Source organism: Citrobacter arsenatis (assembly GCF_004353845.1).
Classification (GTDB): Bacteria; Pseudomonadota; Gammaproteobacteria; order Enterobacterales; family Enterobacteriaceae; genus Citrobacter; species Citrobacter arsenatis.
The window spans coordinates 4,107,778-4,125,441 of record NZ_CP037864.1; the positions used below are offsets into that span (position 1 = coordinate 4,107,778).

The following is a 17,664-nucleotide window of genomic DNA, read 5'->3' on the forward strand; positions in this document are numbered from 1 at the left end:
ACAGGCTCTCGGGATTCAAATCAGGACATAGTTGGCAACCAGCATCGCCGCGATACCGGCCAGCGCTGGAAGCAGCGTTCTTCTGACGATCATAAACGGTGAGCATTCCCCTGCTTTACTCACCGCAATAATGATGCCAGCCACCGGAGACATTGAGCGTCCCATTCCCGCCATCAGTTGCATTGGCAGGATCATATTGACAGCGCTCTCACCAAATTTTGCCGCAATGGAAGGAGCCAGGCCGGAGAAAGAGAAAAAGGCTGCTACGCCTGAGCCTGTCAGAACGGCGGTGACGCCCACCAGCGCGGTCATCACCAGCGTCATGCTGGTAAAACCCAGCCCTGCGTTTTGCACAGACTGCAACAGGTAGTCCACCGCGCCAATTTTCTGCAGCCCCTGGGCATAAATATCCGCACATACCAGCAAGGAAACGATGCTGGTAAACATGCTACCCATCCCTTTGAAAAAGACCTGTAATCCTTTACAACAGCTTTTGAAATCTCGGGTAGTCACCAATTCGAAGAAAAACGCGACGACCGCGCCAAGGATCATCGCCGTGACCACGTCAATTTTGATGGATTTGATAACCAAGGGGCTAAAGACCAGCACCAGTACCACAGGCAGGACGGGCAACAGCGCATAAATGGCGGGCACCTTCCGGCCTTCTTCTTCCGCTTGCGCTACGCTTTGCGCCCCCGGAACAAAGCCATCTTTTTTGTCGAAATACTTCGCGCTGAAGTAAATCACCACCGCCACGGCCAGCATTACGACCACCGCCACCGGCATCTGGTAATGAGCAAAGTAGATAGCGCTTTCCATGCCAGCATGCTTAGCCGCCAGATTCGCCGTACCAACCGCAGGCCCTAAATCCATAAACGCGCACAGACCAATCATCGCGGCCGCGGAGGCTTTACTGACACCCAGGCGTACCAGGACTGGGAAGAATGTCACCAACAGCAACATCGCCAGACCTGCCGCACTCGAAATTGCCACGTGCAGAAGCTGTGCGCAGATATACCCCAGAGCAAGAATCAGGTAAGGCGCTTTAATCACCTGCAGCGGGCGAATGCACATATTAACCATCGCGTTCGACGCTTTAATGTGATCCATATAGCTGGCAAATCCACCCGCCGCCATGATGATAAGTCCAATACCCGCAATTTGTGTGGTAAGCGATTCTTTTGCAAAACTAAAGATATCCAGCCAGGTTGACCCCGTGGATTTTGCTTTATCATAGAGAATGCTGTTTTCAGGATAAAACAGTACGGTAATGGTCAATAATGCCAGTCCAGCGAGTAATAAAACAGTTTGCGGCTGATAATTTTTCACAATTAACCATGCAGCAATAACTGTTATCACTATTGCTATAATAAACGCCGTCATAATAACAATTCCTATGCCATACAAATCGGGTAGGGTTACCTGTCATATCATCATAGCTTATGTAGGATAGTAAAAAATCACACCTATATATAAGCAGCTATAATATGTACGTAAATTTATCGTATTACACACTCAAATATTGAGATTTAATTGTAATGGGTTGTGTGGTTGTAAAATACGGGAAAGGTGTTTTCCCACCCCTTTTTGTGAGTAAGATCGCAACTCATCTGAATGCGGTCGCATCTCTTAGCAAAGGCTGGATGCGGGTTTCCAACATCTCCATTCTATGATTGACGTCGAAAGCGTATTACCCTATAACAACGTTGATATACAACAGCCATCGGGTGTTATCCATGTACAAAAAAAATACGTTAAGTCTGGATGAGTATAACTCACTTACTCTTAATATGGGTGATCTAACTGAATCTGAGTGCCGACTTAATGAGTACATTAATAAACACTTCAATGAACTTCCCTATCATGGCATTGTTGATCTCTCGCAAAATGCGATGGTAAGCAAAGCAACCATTGGCCGATTTTTAAATAAAATTGGGTTTACGGGTTATGCGGCCTTTCGTAAAGCATTGGACATTACGCTGTCAAAAAATAAATTATCCGCACCTTTCGAGAAAAACATCAAACTGCGTAACAACCCCAGTATTACCACTGAAAGTATCGTTACTGACTTCACCCACAAAGTAGCAGAATTATTTAATCAATTTAAAAATAATATCGATATTGAAAGCCTTGATGCGTTTATCGATCTGGTACTGAACAACCAACGTCATATTTATGTCGTCGGCCCGTCATCATCTCATGCAATGGCAACGCATTTTTGTACACTGCTAAAGTACTTTCGCAGTGACATCACCTTGTTACTGACTGACATCAGCGAACTCCCCAAATGTCTCCTCAATATTGAGGAAGAGGACGTCCTGATTGTGTTCTCCTACTATCGATTTAACCGGGTAGCGCTCAATATTGCAAAGTGGTTCAGAAAAAAGAATGCCGTCGTGGTGCTGGTTACCAACTCAGAGGCAAACCCTTATGGCAAGTTCTGCGATCTGCAGTTTGTTCTTCCCAGCGACGTACAGTCCATTTTTCAAAGCCGTATTCTCGGCTTCTTTTTTATCGAACTCATATTGCATCTGGCGTATGAGAAAGGAGATAGCGAGGGGAATTTTGCCCAACTGGAGGAGTTGTTCGTCTTTTTCGAAACATTTTCAGCATCAGCCCACAACACTTAGCGCTACCAGCCGCCAGGAGAGTTCTTACTCCTGGCGGCTGGACGAATCAGGCTATCTCTACGGTTTTCACGCGATCGAACTGAGCTATAGTTTCAGCAATTAGCGCGTCGTTAGCCCCGATATATGACAGCGGCTCGCAGGCGGCAGCGATTTCTTCTACAGATAATGATGCGCGGATTTCCGGGCTAGCCTGCACGATTTCCATGAAACTGTGCTCACCGCTTGCATGCTTCAGCAGGTTTTTCACTAAGTTATAGGCGGACTCTCTGCCAATTTTGGCGGCAAGTTTCATCGTCAGCGATTCCGACATTATAAAGTGCTTCGAGCAGTCAAAATTGGCGCGCATCTTCTCTTCGTTAATAATGAGATGCGTAAGCAGATTCTTTGCGCGTGTCAGGCTGGTCGATAAAGCATTAGAGGCCTCCGGGAGGATTGTCCAGTTTAATACCCTCATTGAGGCGGCCCGCACATCCTGTTGATCCAGCATTGCCGGGGCGCCCGACGCATACATCCATCCCATCCTTGCCAGCGTTTGCATCATATTACTGGCACGCGGATTAACTTTGTGTGGCATCGTGCTCGACCCTCCACCGCCCTCTCCCTCAAGCACTTCGGCAATCGGCGTGCGTCCCATTGTTTCGACATCGTTGGCCAGACGACATAGCGTGCCGTGAACAAGGGCAAAAAACTGCACAACTTCAACAACCGCATCCTGGCTGGCATTATTAATGCCGCAGGGCACGTTCAGACCCAGCGCTCGCATCAGCCGTTCACGCGTTTCCATTCCCTGCTCGCCCACGGAGGCCAGATTACCTACCGCACCGCCAAAGAGTCCAGTTACAGCACGCGGGTACAACTGCTGGAGTCTTACCAGATGGCGATTAACCTCCGTCAGATAACTGCAAACATGCAGCCCCCATGTTGTCGCGGAGGCATCTACCGAATTAGTACGCGCAACCATCACCGTTCTGGTGTGACGTATTGCCATCGCCTTCATCGCTTCACCAACATCGAGCAATTGTTCGCGCAGCAGCTGCAACGTTTGTTGCAATCTCATCGCCATACCAGAGTCCAGCAAGTCCTGGGTCGTACACCCCCAATGCAGAAACTGGCTAACCAACGGTGTACCAGAAGCAGAGATCTGATCGATTAACGGTTTGATCGCCATACCGACCGTCTGTGTTTCTTGCGCAAGGGTAGGCCAATCTATCTGTATTTCCCTGCACGCGTTTTCAATTTCGACAGCGGCTTGCTCAGGGATAATCCCTAACTCGCCTTGCACCCGGGCGACGGTTGCCTCAAATCGCAACCAGCAACGCAGCAGATTGTCGTCAGACCATATTTCCCGCATCCGACCGTGGGTGAACAATGAAGAATAAAGATCAGAATCAAATACCGTTGTTTGCTTACCGAACATACAGCGCCTCTCCGGCCAATGAATGCGTCATAATTGAAAATGTGATTAATCAATTTTGCGTGATCTGTTTTTAAAATTATAGGGGAAAATAGTATTCCCACTCCCAAAATGACCATGAGAATGCAACATTCCCATTTTCAGTTTTTTCCCCCTGTAGAAACGCGACGTACTTCACAGTAATTCCTGAATTACAATTTAATTAGTCGTAATATTTCAAAGAAAACGCTCACTAAATATAAGAGCTATTAATACAATCGCGAAATCAGAGATATTTATGCGTGAATAATCACATTTCATCACGAGAAAAAATGATTCCCATACCACTTCCATTCCTTTTCCACAAACAATCATCCCGCTGTGAACTTTATTTTTATGGTCAGGAAACTAATGCTGGTTTGAGGGATGACATGAAGCTAAAAAACTATTCACTAATATTACTAATGGGTATGAGTTCCTCGGCGTTCGCTTTAAACGTCTATAATAAGGATGGCAATACTCTGGATATCTATGGTCGCGTTGAGGGTAAAATTGCGAGCGGCCAAAATTCATTTGCTGGCAGTGAAAGTCGAAGCGATCTGGGTGGCCGTGTAGGTATTTATCTCACCCGAGATCTGGATCTACTGCCAGAGACTAAAATCGTGGGTCGCCTGGAATGGCAGGTACGTACCGAAAAAAATGATAACAATACTGGTGAAAGCGATATGGAGGCCCGCTATTCCTATGTCGGCCTGTCGAATAAAACATGGGGTGAACTGATCACCGGGAGAACCAAAAACCCGTTGTATCAGGTAATGAAAATGACAGATAAGTACAAAAACTTCACCCCCAATATCTACAGCTATGGCATTACAACCATTGATGATTCATATCAGTTCAACCGCCAGGACGGCACCGTCCAGTGGAATGCCAAATTTGCCGGTAACGAAATTCAACTGGCATGGGTCTCCGGTAATGGCAACAGCGATAACGAAGCCCTGGATTACGGCGCGATGGCCAGCTATCGCAAATCTTTCAAATTTGGTGATTTTAGAATTACACCCGCACTCGCGGCCAGTCGTTACAAACGACAGGATGGTGTAGTGACCACCGATGGGCGTAATCAAAACGACCAAATTATGGGCGGATTACAACTCAGCTATAAAGCCTACGAAGTCGCGGTAACCGCCTTACGTACTTCTATTTCTCGCGATAACAAAAGCGATAATAATTATAAAGGGATGGATTCACTCATTTCCTACAACTTTGGCACCGTCAAAGTTCTCACCGGATATAGTTTTTTAAATGAAGATGGTAAAGATATCGCTGAAAAAGAAGACTGGCGTGCTGAAGCGCAATTAACATTAGCTGAGGATACGTGGTTATCATTTACTTACGATAAAGAGTTCGCCAGTAAGAACAAAAAAACCAATGATGATGCGCTCATCGTTGGACTCCGTTACGATTTCTAAGAGATAACCGATGAAAAAGATAACTTTGCTTGCCGCTGTAACGGCCCTTTCACTGAGCTGTATTTGCGCTCACGCGGATACGTTATTAGCACCTTCGCCACATGCAAAAATGGATGGCGAGAATAAGATCGTCGCGCTTTATGGTAACTCGTTCACGTTCTATAACAATAATATCAATACCCGATTACGGGATTTGACGCAGTCTTTACTGCCTGATCATGCCAAAGGCTATAAGTATCGAGGGATCACGATTTCCAGCGGTCATTTAGGCTGGCAAATTGAGAATATGCGCTACCAGAATACGCTACAGAAATGGGATGTAGTGGTATTACAGGGGAACTCTACAGAAACAATTTCAAAGAAAGAAAGTACCCGACAAAACTTCGTTGACTCGGCAACCCAAATGGCTGAGATGGCGCATAAAGCAGGTGCAAAAGTTGTCTATTTCATGACCTGGCCAAAGAAAGCTAAACCCGAAGATAGCCAAAAGCTGGCGGATGCTTATCTCTCCATTGCGCAAAAAACCGGGGGATATGTGGCTCCGGTAGGCCTGGCTTTCGAGAAAGCGCGCATAAGTCACCCAGAAATAAACCTGTATTATCATGATGGTGTACATCCTTCGATTTCCGGAACATATCTCGCCGCCTGCGTATTCTTCGCCACCCTGTATAACCAGTCTCCGGTCGGCGGCGCGCTTCCTGTTGATACGGACATGACCCCTGCCACTGCCAAAGCGTTACAACAGGTAGCATGGGAAACCGTCACTGAGTTCCAGAAGTCGTAATCACCGGGTTATTTGTCCCCAACACGCCGGCAATCGTGCCGGCGTAAAACACATTATCGCCCGTCTATTCCTTAGCATCCTACGCAAATAAGAATTATTTTCATTTGTTTATGCCATGTGCTATATAACATAGCAAAGGCTATATTCGATGATAAATTAACCACTTTGTTGTGAGGGATACTATGCCGCATCTGCCCCATCTGAAGTCATTTCTCCTTGCCAGCGCGTTAACGGCACTGACGCTGTCACCCGCCTGGGCGAAAGAAAAGTTCAAAGTGATAACCACTTTTACGGTGATAGCCGACATGGCCAGCAACGTAGCGGGTGACGCGGCGGACGTCAGTTCCATCACCAAACCTGGGGCAGAAATTCACGAATATCAACCCACGCCGGGAGATATTAAACGGGCGCAAGGCGCACAGCTTATTCTCTCCAACGGCCTTAACCTCGAACTATGGTTTGCCCGCTTCTACCAAAATTTGTCCGGCGTACCGGAAGTAATGGTGTCAAACGGCGTGCAGCCGATGGGTATCAGCGAAGGGCCGTACAACGGTAAACCCAACCCACATGCCTGGATGTCAGCAGAGAACGCGCTTATCTACGTGGATAACATTCGCGATGCGCTGATGAAATACGATCCAGACAATGCCGCTACCTACCAAAAAAATGCGCAGAATTATAAAGCGAAAATTCAGCAAACCCTGGCACCACTGCATGCAGAACTGGCAAAGCTTCCTGTTGATAAACGCTGGCTGGTTACCAGCGAAGGCGCATTCTCTTACCTCGCGCGTGATAACAACCTCAAAGAGCTGTATCTGTGGCCGATCAATGCCGATCAGCAAGGCACGCCCAAACAGGTTCGCAAAGTGATCGATGCGATCAGAGCGCATCATATTCCAACGGTATTTAGCGAAAGCACCGTGTCCGACAAGCCTGCGCGTCAGGTTGCTCGTGAGTCTGGCGCCCATTACGGCGGCGTACTGTATGTCGATTCGCTCAGCGCTGCCGACGGTCCGGTTCCGACCTATCTGGACTTACTGCGCGTTACCACACAAACCATTGTCAACGGCATCAATAAGGGCCTGGAGAGACAACCATGAGTCACTCTGCGATTACCGTAAATCAGGTTACGGTGACGTATCGCAACGGTCACACCGCATTGCGGGACGCCACTTTTCAGATTCCGGGCGGCTCAATTGCCGCGCTGGTCGGCGTAAACGGTTCGGGAAAATCAACGCTTTTTAAAGCGCTGATGGGTTTTGTCCGCCTGGCGCAAGGGGAGATCTCTATTCTGCAACAGCCGGTTAATAAGGCGCTCAAACAGAATCTGATCGCCTATGTCCCCCAGTCAGAAGAGGTTGACTGGTCGTTTCCGGTACTGGTGGAAGATGTCGTGATGATGGGACGCTTTGGCCATATGGGGTGGCTGCGTCGACCAAAACAGATTGACCACGCCTGCGTGGATGCGGCGCTGGCGCGGGTTGATATGCTGGATTATCGCCATCGCCAGATAGGTGAACTGTCCGGCGGGCAGAAAAAACGCGTTTTTCTGGCAAGAGCCATCGCACAAGATGGCCAGGTGATTTTGCTGGATGAACCCTTCACCGGCGTGGATGTGAAAACCGAGGCCCGGATCATCGACCTGCTGCGTGAACTCCGTGATGAAGGCCGGACCATGCTGGTCTCTACCCATAATCTGGGCTCCGTTACCGAGTTTTGTGATTACACGGTGATGATTAAGGGCACAGTGCTGGCAAGTGGACCCACCGAAACCACCTTTACCCACGAGAATCTTGAGCTGGCATTCAGCGGCGTACTGCGTCATGTTGCGCTTAGCGGCGGTGAACAGCACGTGATTACCGATGATGAACGCCCGTTTATTTCGCGACGCGCGACAAGCGAGGGTAAATAATCATGAACTGGCTGACGGAGCCGTTTGGCTACCAGTATATGCTCAACGCCATGTGGGTCTCGGCGATGGTCGGCGGCCTGTGCGCTTTTCTCTCCTGCTATCTGATGCTCAAAGGCTGGTCGCTGATCGGTGATGCGTTGTCGCACTCTATCGTTCCGGGCGTTGCAGGAGCCTATATGTTAGGACTTCCCTTCGCGCTTGGCGCATTTCTTTCCGGAGGACTGGCGGCGGGCAGCATGCTATTTCTTAATCAGCGTTCACGCCTGAAGGAAGATGCCATTATCGGACTGATTTTTTCATCCTTTTTCGGTATCGGGCTGTTTATGGTGTCGCTCAATCCGATGTCGGTGAACATTCAGACCATAATCCTCGGCAACGTGCTGGCGATTGCGCCGGAAGATATTCTGCAACTGGCCATCATCGGCGTTATCTCGTTAACTATCCTGTTTTTGAAGTGGAAAGATCTGATGGTGGTCTTTTTTGATGAAAACCACGCACGGTCAATCGGTCTGAATCCGGGTCGGTTGAAGCTGTTGTTTTTTACGCTGCTCTCCGTTTCCACGGTCGCCGCCCTGCAAACCGTTGGCGCATTTCTGGTTATTTGTCTGGTGGTGACGCCAGGGGCAACGGCCTGGCTGCTGACCGATCGTTTTCCGCGCCTGCTCACCATCGCCGTCTCTATCGGCAGCCTGACCAGCTTTTTCGGCGCCTGGCTGAGCTACTGGCTGGACGGTGCAACCGGCGGAATTATCGTCGTTCTGCAGACGCTGCTGTTCCTGCTGGCATTTGTCTTCGCACCAAAACATGGTCTGCTGGCAAATCGCCGCCGCGCCCGTCTGGTGAATAAGGAGTCAGTATGATCTTAACCACGCTGCTGGAACCTTTTCAGTTCAGTTTTATGGTCAATGCGCTGGTCATCTCCACGATTGTCGCCGTACCCTGCGCGCTGCTGTCAGTATTTTTAGTACTCAAAGGCTGGGCGTTGATGGGCGATGCCATGAGCCACGCGGTTTTCCCCGGCATCGTACTGGCGTGGATTGCGGGCATCCCGCTGGCCATTGGCGCGTTTATCGCCGGGCTGTTCTGTGCGGTGGCGACGGGTTATCTCGACGATAACAGCCGCATCAAACGCGATACTCTGATGGGGATTGTCTTCTCCGGCATGTTCGGTGCGGGGCTGGTGCTGTACGTCTCTATCCAGTCAGAAGTCCATCTCGATCACATCCTGTTCGGCGACATGCTGGGCGTATCATTAAGCGATATTATGCAAACCGCGGTTATCACGCTGGGGATCGCGCTTATCATCGGACTGAAGTGGAAAGATCTACTACTGCATGCCTTTGACCCGCATCAGGCAAAAGCCAGTGGGCTTAACACGGCGCTACTGCATTACGGCCTGTTGTGCATGATCGCTCTGACAATTGTCGCTACGCTCAAATCGGTAGGGATTATTTTGTCGATCTCCTTACTGATTGCGCCTGGTGCCATCGCGATTTTAATGACGCGGAAATTCGCCCATGCCTTGTGGCTGGCGGTAGTTATGTCGGTCATTACTTCGTTTATGGGCGTGTACCTGTCATTTTTCATCGACAGCGCACCGGCCCCCACCATCGTCGTACTATTTTCCCTGCTGTTTGTGATTACCTTTATTTATTCCACCCTGCGCGACCGTCGCCTGGAACGGCGACGCCAGCAATACGATCTCTAACGGAGTGGGCTGTAATATGCCCACGATTGTTATTAGAATACGTAATGACAATATTCCCAGCGTCCTGAACAAATACCCCGCACTGGAACCATGCCATATTTACCAAAGCTATTTAATAATCAGCTAGTCACTATCACATTAGATATAAATACAGGTAAATTTTATGAGCAAGATGAGCATGTCCGAAATTTATTCGGAACCAGAGGCCTATGGCTTACCGCGCAAGGGTATAACACTTAATAATAAGACAGCCGCATTGGTGGTAGTTGATCCGCAGGTTGATTTTTTAAGCCCGCAGGGTATTGGCTGGGAGGTTTTCAAAGACAGTATTATTGAAAATAATACCGTTGCGAATCTTGAAACGCTCTTTAAACTGGCGAAAGAAACGCACCTTCCTGTTTTTATTTCTCCACATTATTACTTTCCACACGACCATAAATGGCATGCTACCGCTCCGGGAGAAACATTTATGCACGGTACAGGAATGTTCGAACGTAAAGGCCCACTTACGCTGGAAAACTTCGAAAACTCTGGGGCTGATTTTTTGCCGCAATTTAAGCCATATATTTATGATGGCGAAACGGTTATTGCCTCGCCGCATAAGATTTTCGGGCCGGAAACCAACGACCTGGCGCTGCAATTAAGAAAGCGTGGCGTCTCGCAGGTCATTCTCGCAGGGATGGCCGCCAATCTGTGTATTGAATCTCATATGCGTGAATTGATTGAACAAGGTTTTGAAGTTGTCGTCGTTAAAGACGCAACGGCGGGTCCGCGCATCCCGGAAGGTGACGGCTATCTTGCGGCCCTGACCAACTACCGCATTATTGCCAATGACTTATGGGACACCGCAACAACGGTCGACAGGGTAAACACAGCCGCTAAGTAATGGCGATGACTACTGTAACCAAGGGTAATCGTATGCCCTACATCGCCCATTCATTCGTTACCAATATCAATTTCAATCAGCGCGGAGCTTTTCCATGAACTTTAAGCTAAAGGTTATTTCGGCATGTGTTTTACTTTCCATGTCAGTTTCAGCCTTCCAGGCAGTAGCCGCATCTAATACTAACGAGACAACTTACTTAGTTAATCGTGGTGACCCACAGTTAAAAGTCAACGGCAAATATATCGACCAAATTATTGCCGAGGTAATGGCAAAAAATAACCTGCCGGGCTTATCTATGGCGATCGTTCAGGCGCCCTATATTCCGCGTTCTGCGGGATACGGTCTGGCAACGGCAACCAATGATGAACTCGCGTCCACCAAAACCATGTGGGGGATTGGGCCAATCACGCAGGCTTTTACCGCCGTCGCGGTGATGCAACTGGTAGAACAAGGTAAATTAAGCCTTGATACCCCCGTGAGCAACTATTTGCCAGACCTGCCACAAAGCTGGCATAACATTACGATTCTGGAGTTAATGCAACATTCATCGGGGATCCCTGACTTCAGATTCTTCGGCTACAAGCAGGCGCAAAAATATACGCCTGTGCAGCTGGTCGATCTTGTCAAAAATAAACCGCTCGAATTTAAAAGCGGTACGGATATCAACTCCAGCGCGACCGATTTTATTCTGTTAGGAATGGCTATCGAGAAGGTCAGCGGAATGAGTTACGCAGATTTCGTCAATAAATACCAAATCGAGCCGCTAGGCCTGCAAAGCACCATGTTCGCGAAAGACATGCCAACGAAAGCGTTTCTCGATCGCCCAACGCCTGATAAGCAACACAATCAGCACACAAAATTTAAATCTGAAATTTCGTGGATAAATCCCGTTGAACCCGCAACAGGTTACGTCTCATCGGGGGACAAACTGGCGCCGGTAAGCGCAACCGCCACCGATAATCTGTACGCCTACGGTGGTCTGTGGTCATCTGCAGAAGATATCAGTAAGTGGGATATCGGTCTGGCAGGCAGTACGTTGGTTAAAGACAAAGCGCTGCGTGACATCATCTATAGCCCGGCAAAACTGAAAAACGGTAAAGTCGTGCCAGCCATGGCCGGCTGGGAGTTTACCCGCCATCCAGGATTCCTTGAAATAAAAGGCACCACGGGAGGATTTAGCGCCTATCTGAGCCGCTTTACCGCCGGGGATGAGCTGGTTTGCGTGACCCTATTGACCAACAAAGAAGGTGTAGATCTAACCCAGGTAGCGCGTGATATCGCTGAGGCCTATAAAACCGGACTGGGTTCTGGATTAAATTCAGAGAAGATCAAAAACCAGGAGAGTAAATTCTCTGTTGATGAGACGGTGTTCCGACTGAAAGCCATTCTGAAGAGTGAAGGTGTTCCGGTATTTACTGAAATTGATCATGAGAAAAATGCTCAGGATGTCGGCATGGACCTCAGACCAACGAAAGTCCTGGTATTTGGTAACCCGAAAGTTGGCACAAAACTCATGCAGGACAAACAGGGTGTTGCGCTGGATCTGCCGTTACGTGTTTCGGTATGGCAGGATAAAATTGGACGGGTTTGGGTGGGTTATGAAAATCTGGATGACGTGGCAAAAACCTTTGATCTTCAGGACAAACAAACCATTGATAAAATTGACAACTTTATGACCGGTTTGGTCAGCAAAGCGGTCGATGCTTATACCCAGTAACCGGGGACAACGTTCCGGGTCATCGTCTGCTGCGGGAGCATAACGGCTCCCGCAGCACATTATTGTGCTCTGTTTTCAGCGCCAGCTTAACAGCGGACTAAACGCCTCGCGGCCCACCAAAGCACGCAGCGCAGGCAGATGGCAGTGCCGTGCCAGAAGTGGCGGTACGGCAAAAATAGTCTCGCTTGAGAGCAACACATTCTCCAGTTGCCCCCATAAGTACCAGCCGGTTTCAACGCCGCTGTCCGGAACGCATAAATGCAAATGTCTGCCCTCTTGCGGCTCATCGGCAATACCTAACCAGCGGCTAAAGCGGGGAATTTCCGATACAACATTCGTCACCAGCGCACAGCGTCCAACCTGACTGGCCGGAATATAAAAATTCTGCGAGCCCAGGGTAACGCGCACCGCAGCCAGATTAATGGGAGCACTCATACCCGCTGGTCTCCTGATAACGTTCGAAAACCAGATTCAGGTCGAGCAACGTGAACCAGGTTTCCGTCACGTTAACCACCCCCACAGCGATCGTTTGCAGCGCTGGGGGCAGCGAGTCTCCCGGCAAATGAATCTGGCTTTCGACAACATCCAGCACATCAATCAGTTTGTCTATCAGGATCCCACTTTGCATTTTTTCCGCACAACCGATCAGGATGGTGCGTTTACCTGCCGGGTTTACGGCAGGGGTGTCGATCAGACTGTCCAGCCTCATCACCGACTCTACTCGTCCGCGGTAATTAATAACCCCTTCAAGCATTGGCGGGCAGCAGGGAACCCAGGAGATCGGGCGCTCAGCGAGGATCTCTTTGATCTGCGCGCCGTAAAAGGCAAAATTCTTACCCGCCAGTTGAAATAACACCAGCGTACGCTGCGGCTCATCAACGTTTTCACACTCCGGCTTTTCGCCATGATTCAGGGCGAGAATGTGCTCCAGCTGTTGGCTCATGTTTTCTCCTTTTACTCAGCAATGCAGAAGGTGTTGCGACCATTTTGCTTCGCGGCGTATAGCGCCTGATCTGCACGTTCGCGTAGCGTTTCGATCCGATCGCCAAACTGCCACTGGGCAATACCCGCGCTGAAGGTGCTATGAAAACTGGCGTCGTTAACGGAAAAAGTGACCTGTTCGTAATCCCGGCGTAATCGTTCGACCACCCGCGCCGCTTTGTCATTGCTGGTGTTCGGCATAATGATCACAAACTCCTCTCCACCGTAACGACCAACGATATCGGTGCTGCGTAAGCGATGGGAAAACAGCTGTGAAATACCAACAATAACCTGGTCACCGACCGCATGGCCGTAGGTATCGTTAATGCTTTTGAAGCGATCCAGGTCCACCATCACCATACAGAATGGGTTGCCGCTGTAGTTCGACTCGGCAATCGCGCTCTTGAGAAAATGGGTGGTCGTGGAGTGGTTATATAATCCGCTCAGACTGTCCTGCGACATGCGGGCACGCAGGACGCGCATTCTTTCCGCGCGGATCGATACGGCACGGATAAGCTCCTCAGGGTCGGCCTGTTTGAGAATAAAATCCTCTGCGCCGATACTCATTGCCCCCAACTGCGCATGCTTGTTGGTCTCGCTGGAGAGATAGGCGATAGGCAGGCCAATATGCTGCGGTATTTGGCGAATCAATTTTGTCAGTTCTTCACCGCTGAACTCCGGCATGTGGTAATCCATCAACACCAGATCGATAGGTTGCGCATTCAGCACGTGCAGTAAATAGTGCGGTTTCTCCAGGACATGCACTTCCATGCCCGCCATGCGCAGCATTTCCGCGTTGTACTCCGCTACCGCCGGCTCATCATCGATCATCAGTACCTGATAAGGTTTTTTCAGCGACGGCTGGGTCAGGCGATGAAGTTCTTGTACTAAATCGGTAATCGAAGCCGGTTTTACGTAGTAACCATCACAGCCGGATTTGATGGCGTTGATGCGGGCATTAAAATCGCTATGGCACGAGAGGAACAATACCGGAAAAGGCTTTCCCACTTTGCGCTTCAGATCCGACATCGCCAGCGGCCCACCGTAGGCGTTGTCCGGAAAGCTGACATCCATAATCACCACGGCTGGCGGTTGTGACAACACGGCCTGGGTAAAATCCTGCGTGTTCGCAAACACATGACAGGTAAAACCGAAACAGCGCAGTTGGGTAGCGAGCAACTCAACCTGGTCGACGTCATCATCACACAGGTAGATAGGCTTGCTGGCCCGCCGAACGTACCCCTCTTCCGGGCGCTGCGCGGCGATCGGTAATGTAAAATCCGTATCGCTGATACGATGCTCAAGATTGAGCTGTTCCTGGGTCAGGGTATAAAGCCAGCGAATGATTCGCCGCAGCTCATCGTAATGCAAAGTACTTGGCTCTATTACTGGCTCTGTTAGTAAACGTTCCCCTTCCGCTGACGCATTCGCCAGCGGGCTAAAACCAAAGGAACCCGCCGAACCGTGAATGCTGTGCAGCAGAATATGCAGCTGTTTACGGCAGGCTTCACTTGGCTCTGCGACCAATTGCACAAGTAATCTTTCCGCCTGTGCCAGCATGTCGGGAATTCGACGTAAAAAACCCTGGCGCAGACGCGCTATTTTTTCCTGCGCAGCCGCCATTGCTATGTGCTTATTTTCTTGTTTCATCAAACGCCCAGGCTTATTCAGTAACCACGGACGGTAACAGCAGCGCGTTCACCGCAGCCCTCAGATTTTCCGCGAGGTTTTCATCTTTTTTCACCCAACGGTCGTACGCCACGTCGCTGGCCGTCACTTCGTTTGCACTGAGTAATATAAAGGGCTTAGACCAATCCTGAGCGCGTAACAGCGCCAACAAATCCAGACCACTGATCTCAGGCATATGCAGATCGCTAATCACCAGATCGATATTGTTGTCCGAGTCCAGGCAGGCTAAGGCGGAAATTGCGCTTTCTACAATCACCACGTCGTAGCCGTCCATTTGCAAAAAAATGGACGCCAGCTCGGCCGCAAAAAGATCATCATCAACTAATAAAATTCGCATCTTCTCTCTCGATTTTGCGCTATCAGCACAAAAGCATTTTTAATGTTTTTATCAGACTGTCCTGCTCGAAATCACCTTTGGCGATGTAGGCATCTGCGCCGACCTGAATCCCGCGTCGCCGGTCCTCTTCCTTCGCGCGGGACGTCACAATGATGATTGGCGTGTGCTGATAATTTTTCTCTCCACGCAATGATTTGGTGAAGGTGAAGCCATCCATAAACGGCATTTCAACATCCGTCAGAACGGCATCAAACTGGGTCAGTTTCGCTTTTTGCAGCCCTGACAACCCGTCTTCTGCCAGCGTGACCTGATAACCGTGCGCTTCCAGCACATTTTTTTCTATCTCGCGGGTATTGAGGGAGTCATCAACCACCAGCACATGCCAGGCACCCGGCGTAACGTTTACCGCCGGTGCGGGTGCCGTGGTTTGTCGCGATTGCTGCGCCATCGCCATCAGCGCGGGGACTTGCAGGATGCTAACCAGTTGGTTATCCGGCGTCTGTACCATCCCGGAGACCAGCGACTGCTGCTGCATATGCTTCGGTAACGGTTTGATCATCATCTTGCGTTCATCAAGCAGCTTATCCACCCGCAGCGCCATTTTGCTGAACTGGTTCTGCACGACGATTAATCGCTGCCCGGCCGTGGGAGAACTTCCCTGACGCTCGTGAATGCCCAGCAAAGTGCCAGCGCAGACCACCGGGATAAACTCGTTATGCAGAATAATGGCGGGACGCCCGGCAATATCGCTAATCCCCTGCGCCGTGCATTCCACCACCTCGACCACATACTGCGCGGCCAGCCCTAACAGATGTCCCTGCTCTTCAAATTGCAGAATACGCATCATCGTGAGCGAAACAGGCAGACGCAGGCTAAAGCTGGTTCCGACGCCCGCACGGCTATAAACCTGCAAATCCCCTTGCAGGTCGGTCACCACCGTTTTGCGCACCACATCAAGGCCAACGCCGCGACCGGAAAGCTCGGAGACTATCTTGCTGGTAGAAAAGCCGGGATGAAAAATCAGCTCATTACACTCCTGTTCTGAGAGCTGCCCGGCCATTGAAGCAGGCACCAGACCTTTACTGACCGCCTTCGCGCTGATGGCCTCATAGTTCAGACCGCGACCATCATCTTCGATACGCAGTAAGATCCCGCTGCCGTCCTGTTGGGTGGTGATGGTAATCGTGCCGCGGGTGGATTTACCGAGCGCCAGACGTTCGTCGGTCTCACCAATTCCATGATCGACGGCGTTACGCAGTAAATGCGTCAGCGACTCCGATAAGCGATCAATCAGCTGGCGATCGATTTCCACTTCTCCGCCGACAAAGCGGCACACCACCTGCTTATTCAGCGTGGAAGCCAGTTCGCTAACCTGCAGCGAAATGGGTTCAAACAGCGTTGAAAGGGGAAGCATACGGATCCGCGCCGCCACATCGTACAGTTCAAACATCTGCAAATGCTGGAGCTGAACGCTTTCTCTCAGTTGCGCGCTAAAGTCGTGGATCTGCTGTCGAAGCTGCTCGGCGCTCAGGCCTGGCAGCCGCGGTACCAGTTGACTCAGATTTTGTATCTGTTGCTCAAGGCGGTCATGTCCGGCAAGAACCTCCCCCAGAATGTCGATCAGGCCATCGAGCTTATTCAGCTTTACCCGCACGAAATCGGCCTGCTTAATGCCGGAATCCAGGCTGGCTGCCGCCGCAGGCGTTGGGAGCACTGTTTTTTCCGTTGCCCCTGCACCTTCTACCACCAGCGTGACGGCCTCTCCCCGGCTGGCGCGGGCAAGGCGTTCGCACAGCCCGGCGTCCGCAGGTGGCAACTGATTATCCCCTTCGCTGACAAAAAGCTGAGTCAACTGACCGGAGAGATACTCCACGGACTCATGAATCAGATTGCCCAGCCCCCTGTCCGGCGTCAGTTTTTTATCACGTAGCTCGCTCAATACATCCTCAAGATGATGAGTGACATCGGCGATACTTTGTAGTTTCAGCATCCGCGCGCCTCCTTTCAGGGTATGCGCGGCGCGAAACATCTCGCCTATCCAGGCTTCCGTATGTTCATCAGCGGAGAGGAGAAACGCCCCTTCGCTGATCGTCTGCAAATGACCTCTCCCTTCATCAATAAAGCGCAGAACGAATTTTTTTAGACAGATAGCCAT

Annotated in this window: 16 protein-coding genes; 9 read left to right on the forward strand and 7 right to left on the reverse strand. The window is 50.1% G+C overall.

The window, feature by feature from the left end; all coding sequences use genetic code 11:
- Window positions 1-15: 15 nt before the first annotated feature.
- Window positions 16-1,383, reverse strand: a complete 1,368-nt coding sequence (gene dcuC, locus E1B03_RS20825; RefSeq protein WP_103769188.1) for a C4-dicarboxylate transporter DcuC — start codon at window positions 1,381-1,383, stop codon at window positions 16-18.
- A gap of 353 nt (window positions 1,384-1,736) precedes the next feature.
- On the opposite strand from dcuC, the gene E1B03_RS20830 reads away from it, so the two are divergent.
- The gene (locus E1B03_RS20830) at window positions 1,737-2,630 is read left to right on the forward strand and encodes a MurR/RpiR family transcriptional regulator (RefSeq protein ID WP_133086843.1); all 894 of its coding nucleotides are present in this window, start codon (window positions 1,737-1,739) and stop codon (window positions 2,628-2,630) included.
- A 46-nt stretch (window positions 2,631-2,676) separates the two neighbouring features.
- On the opposite strand, the gene E1B03_RS20835 is transcribed toward E1B03_RS20830, so the two are convergent.
- On the reverse strand, window positions 2,677-4,047 hold the full coding sequence (locus tag E1B03_RS20835) for a class-II fumarase/aspartase family protein (RefSeq protein ID WP_133086844.1): 1,371 nt from the start codon (window positions 4,045-4,047) through the stop codon (window positions 2,677-2,679).
- Window positions 4,048-4,454: 407 nt separating this feature from the next.
- Between E1B03_RS20835 and E1B03_RS20840 the strand changes: the two genes are divergently transcribed.
- The 8 genes from E1B03_RS20840 (at window position 4,455) to E1B03_RS20875 (ending at window position 12,502) form a co-directional block, all read left to right on the forward strand.
- Entirely contained in the window at window positions 4,455-5,495 is a 1,041-nt protein-coding gene (locus E1B03_RS20840; RefSeq protein WP_133087249.1) for a porin, read from the forward strand.
- Window positions 5,496-5,505: 10 nt separating this feature from the next.
- Window positions 5,506-6,279 (forward strand): SGNH/GDSL hydrolase family protein, encoded by a 774-nt coding sequence (locus E1B03_RS20845; RefSeq protein ID WP_103769184.1) that lies wholly within the window; start codon window positions 5,506-5,508, stop codon window positions 6,277-6,279.
- Window positions 6,280-6,461: 182 nt separating this feature from the next.
- Window positions 6,462-7,379, forward strand: a complete 918-nt coding sequence (locus tag E1B03_RS20850; RefSeq protein WP_133086845.1) for a metal ABC transporter substrate-binding protein — start codon at window positions 6,462-6,464, stop codon at window positions 7,377-7,379.
- Window positions 7,376-8,191 (forward strand): iron/manganese ABC transporter ATP-binding protein SitB, encoded by an 816-nt coding sequence (gene sitB / locus E1B03_RS20855; protein WP_103769182.1) that lies wholly within the window; start codon window positions 7,376-7,378, stop codon window positions 8,189-8,191. The genes E1B03_RS20850 and sitB overlap by 4 nt, the downstream gene beginning before the upstream one ends.
- A gap of 2 nt (window positions 8,192-8,193) precedes the next feature.
- Window positions 8,194-9,051: an iron/manganese ABC transporter permease subunit SitC gene (gene sitC, locus E1B03_RS20860; protein WP_133086846.1), complete on the forward strand. Its 858-nt coding sequence runs from the start codon at window positions 8,194-8,196 to the stop codon at window positions 9,049-9,051.
- Window positions 9,048-9,899 (forward strand): iron/manganese ABC transporter permease subunit SitD, encoded by an 852-nt coding sequence (gene sitD / locus E1B03_RS20865; RefSeq protein WP_103769181.1) that lies wholly within the window; start codon window positions 9,048-9,050, stop codon window positions 9,897-9,899. The genes sitC and sitD overlap by 4 nt, the downstream gene beginning before the upstream one ends.
- A gap of 163 nt (window positions 9,900-10,062) precedes the next feature.
- Window positions 10,063-10,785 carry a cysteine hydrolase family protein gene (locus tag E1B03_RS20870; RefSeq protein ID WP_133086847.1) on the forward strand — a complete coding sequence of 241 codons (723 nt, stop codon included), beginning with the start codon at window positions 10,063-10,065 and terminating at the stop codon, window positions 10,783-10,785.
- Window positions 10,786-10,879: 94 nt separating this feature from the next.
- Entirely contained in the window at window positions 10,880-12,502 is a 1,623-nt protein-coding gene (locus tag E1B03_RS20875; protein WP_133086848.1) for a serine hydrolase, read from the forward strand.
- A 75-nt stretch (window positions 12,503-12,577) separates the two neighbouring features.
- On the opposite strand, the gene E1B03_RS20880 is transcribed toward E1B03_RS20875, so the two are convergent.
- The 5 genes from E1B03_RS20880 to E1B03_RS20900 are packed head-to-tail and all read right to left on the reverse strand — an operon-like array spanning window position 12,578 to window position 17,664.
- Window positions 12,578-12,937 (reverse strand): hypothetical protein, encoded by a 360-nt coding sequence (locus E1B03_RS20880; RefSeq protein ID WP_103769178.1) that lies wholly within the window; start codon window positions 12,935-12,937, stop codon window positions 12,578-12,580.
- On the reverse strand, window positions 12,921-13,445 hold the full coding sequence (locus E1B03_RS20885) for a chemotaxis protein CheW (RefSeq protein WP_103769177.1): 525 nt from the start codon (window positions 13,443-13,445) through the stop codon (window positions 12,921-12,923). Before E1B03_RS20885 ends, E1B03_RS20880 begins: the two co-directional genes overlap by 17 nt.
- Window positions 13,446-13,456: 11 nt before the next feature.
- Window positions 13,457-15,133: a diguanylate cyclase gene (locus E1B03_RS20890; RefSeq protein ID WP_103769176.1), complete on the reverse strand. Its 1,677-nt coding sequence runs from the start codon at window positions 15,131-15,133 to the stop codon at window positions 13,457-13,459.
- Window positions 15,134-15,146: 13 nt separating this feature from the next.
- The gene (locus E1B03_RS20895; RefSeq protein ID WP_103769175.1) at window positions 15,147-15,509 is read right to left on the reverse strand and encodes a response regulator; all 363 of its coding nucleotides are present in this window, start codon (window positions 15,507-15,509) and stop codon (window positions 15,147-15,149) included.
- Window positions 15,510-15,531: 22 nt separating this feature from the next.
- Window positions 15,532-17,664, reverse strand: coding sequence for a hybrid sensor histidine kinase/response regulator (locus E1B03_RS20900; RefSeq protein WP_133086849.1), 2,133 nt, complete (start codon window positions 17,662-17,664; stop codon window positions 15,532-15,534).

Coding starts and splice junctions, on each gene's coding strand:
- sitC (WP_133086846.1), top strand. CDS start 8,194: ATGAACTGGCTGACGGAGCCGTTTGGCTACCAGTATATGCTCAACGCC.
- E1B03_RS20870 (WP_133086847.1), top strand. CDS start 10,063: ATGAGCAAGATGAGCATGTCCGAAATTTATTCGGAACCAGAGGCCTAT.
- sitD (WP_103769181.1), top strand. CDS start 9,048: ATGATCTTAACCACGCTGCTGGAACCTTTTCAGTTCAGTTTTATGGTC.
- E1B03_RS20885 (WP_103769177.1), bottom strand. CDS start 13,445: ATGAGCCAACAGCTGGAGCACATTCTCGCCCTGAATCATGGCGAAAAG.
- E1B03_RS20875 (WP_133086848.1), top strand. CDS start 10,880: ATGAACTTTAAGCTAAAGGTTATTTCGGCATGTGTTTTACTTTCCATG.
- E1B03_RS20840 (WP_133087249.1), top strand. CDS start 4,455: ATGAAGCTAAAAAACTATTCACTAATATTACTAATGGGTATGAGTTCC.
- E1B03_RS20895 (WP_103769175.1), bottom strand. CDS start 15,509: ATGCGAATTTTATTAGTTGATGATGATCTTTTTGCGGCCGAGCTGGCG.
- E1B03_RS20835 (WP_133086844.1), bottom strand. CDS start 4,047: ATGTTCGGTAAGCAAACAACGGTATTTGATTCTGATCTTTATTCTTCA.
- E1B03_RS20880 (WP_103769178.1), bottom strand. CDS start 12,937: ATGAGTGCTCCCATTAATCTGGCTGCGGTGCGCGTTACCCTGGGCTCG.
- E1B03_RS20830 (WP_133086843.1), top strand. CDS start 1,737: ATGTACAAAAAAAATACGTTAAGTCTGGATGAGTATAACTCACTTACT.
- dcuC (WP_103769188.1), bottom strand. CDS start 1,383: ATGACGGCGTTTATTATAGCAATAGTGATAACAGTTATTGCTGCATGG.
- E1B03_RS20890 (WP_103769176.1), bottom strand. CDS start 15,133: ATGAAACAAGAAAATAAGCACATAGCAATGGCGGCTGCGCAGGAAAAA.
- E1B03_RS20845 (WP_103769184.1), top strand. CDS start 5,506: ATGAAAAAGATAACTTTGCTTGCCGCTGTAACGGCCCTTTCACTGAGC.
- sitB (WP_103769182.1), top strand. CDS start 7,376: ATGAGTCACTCTGCGATTACCGTAAATCAGGTTACGGTGACGTATCGC.
- E1B03_RS20850 (WP_133086845.1), top strand. CDS start 6,462: ATGCCGCATCTGCCCCATCTGAAGTCATTTCTCCTTGCCAGCGCGTTA.
- E1B03_RS20900 (WP_133086849.1), bottom strand. CDS start 17,664: ATGGCTATCTGTCTAAAAAAATTCGTTCTGCGCTTTATTGATGAAGGG.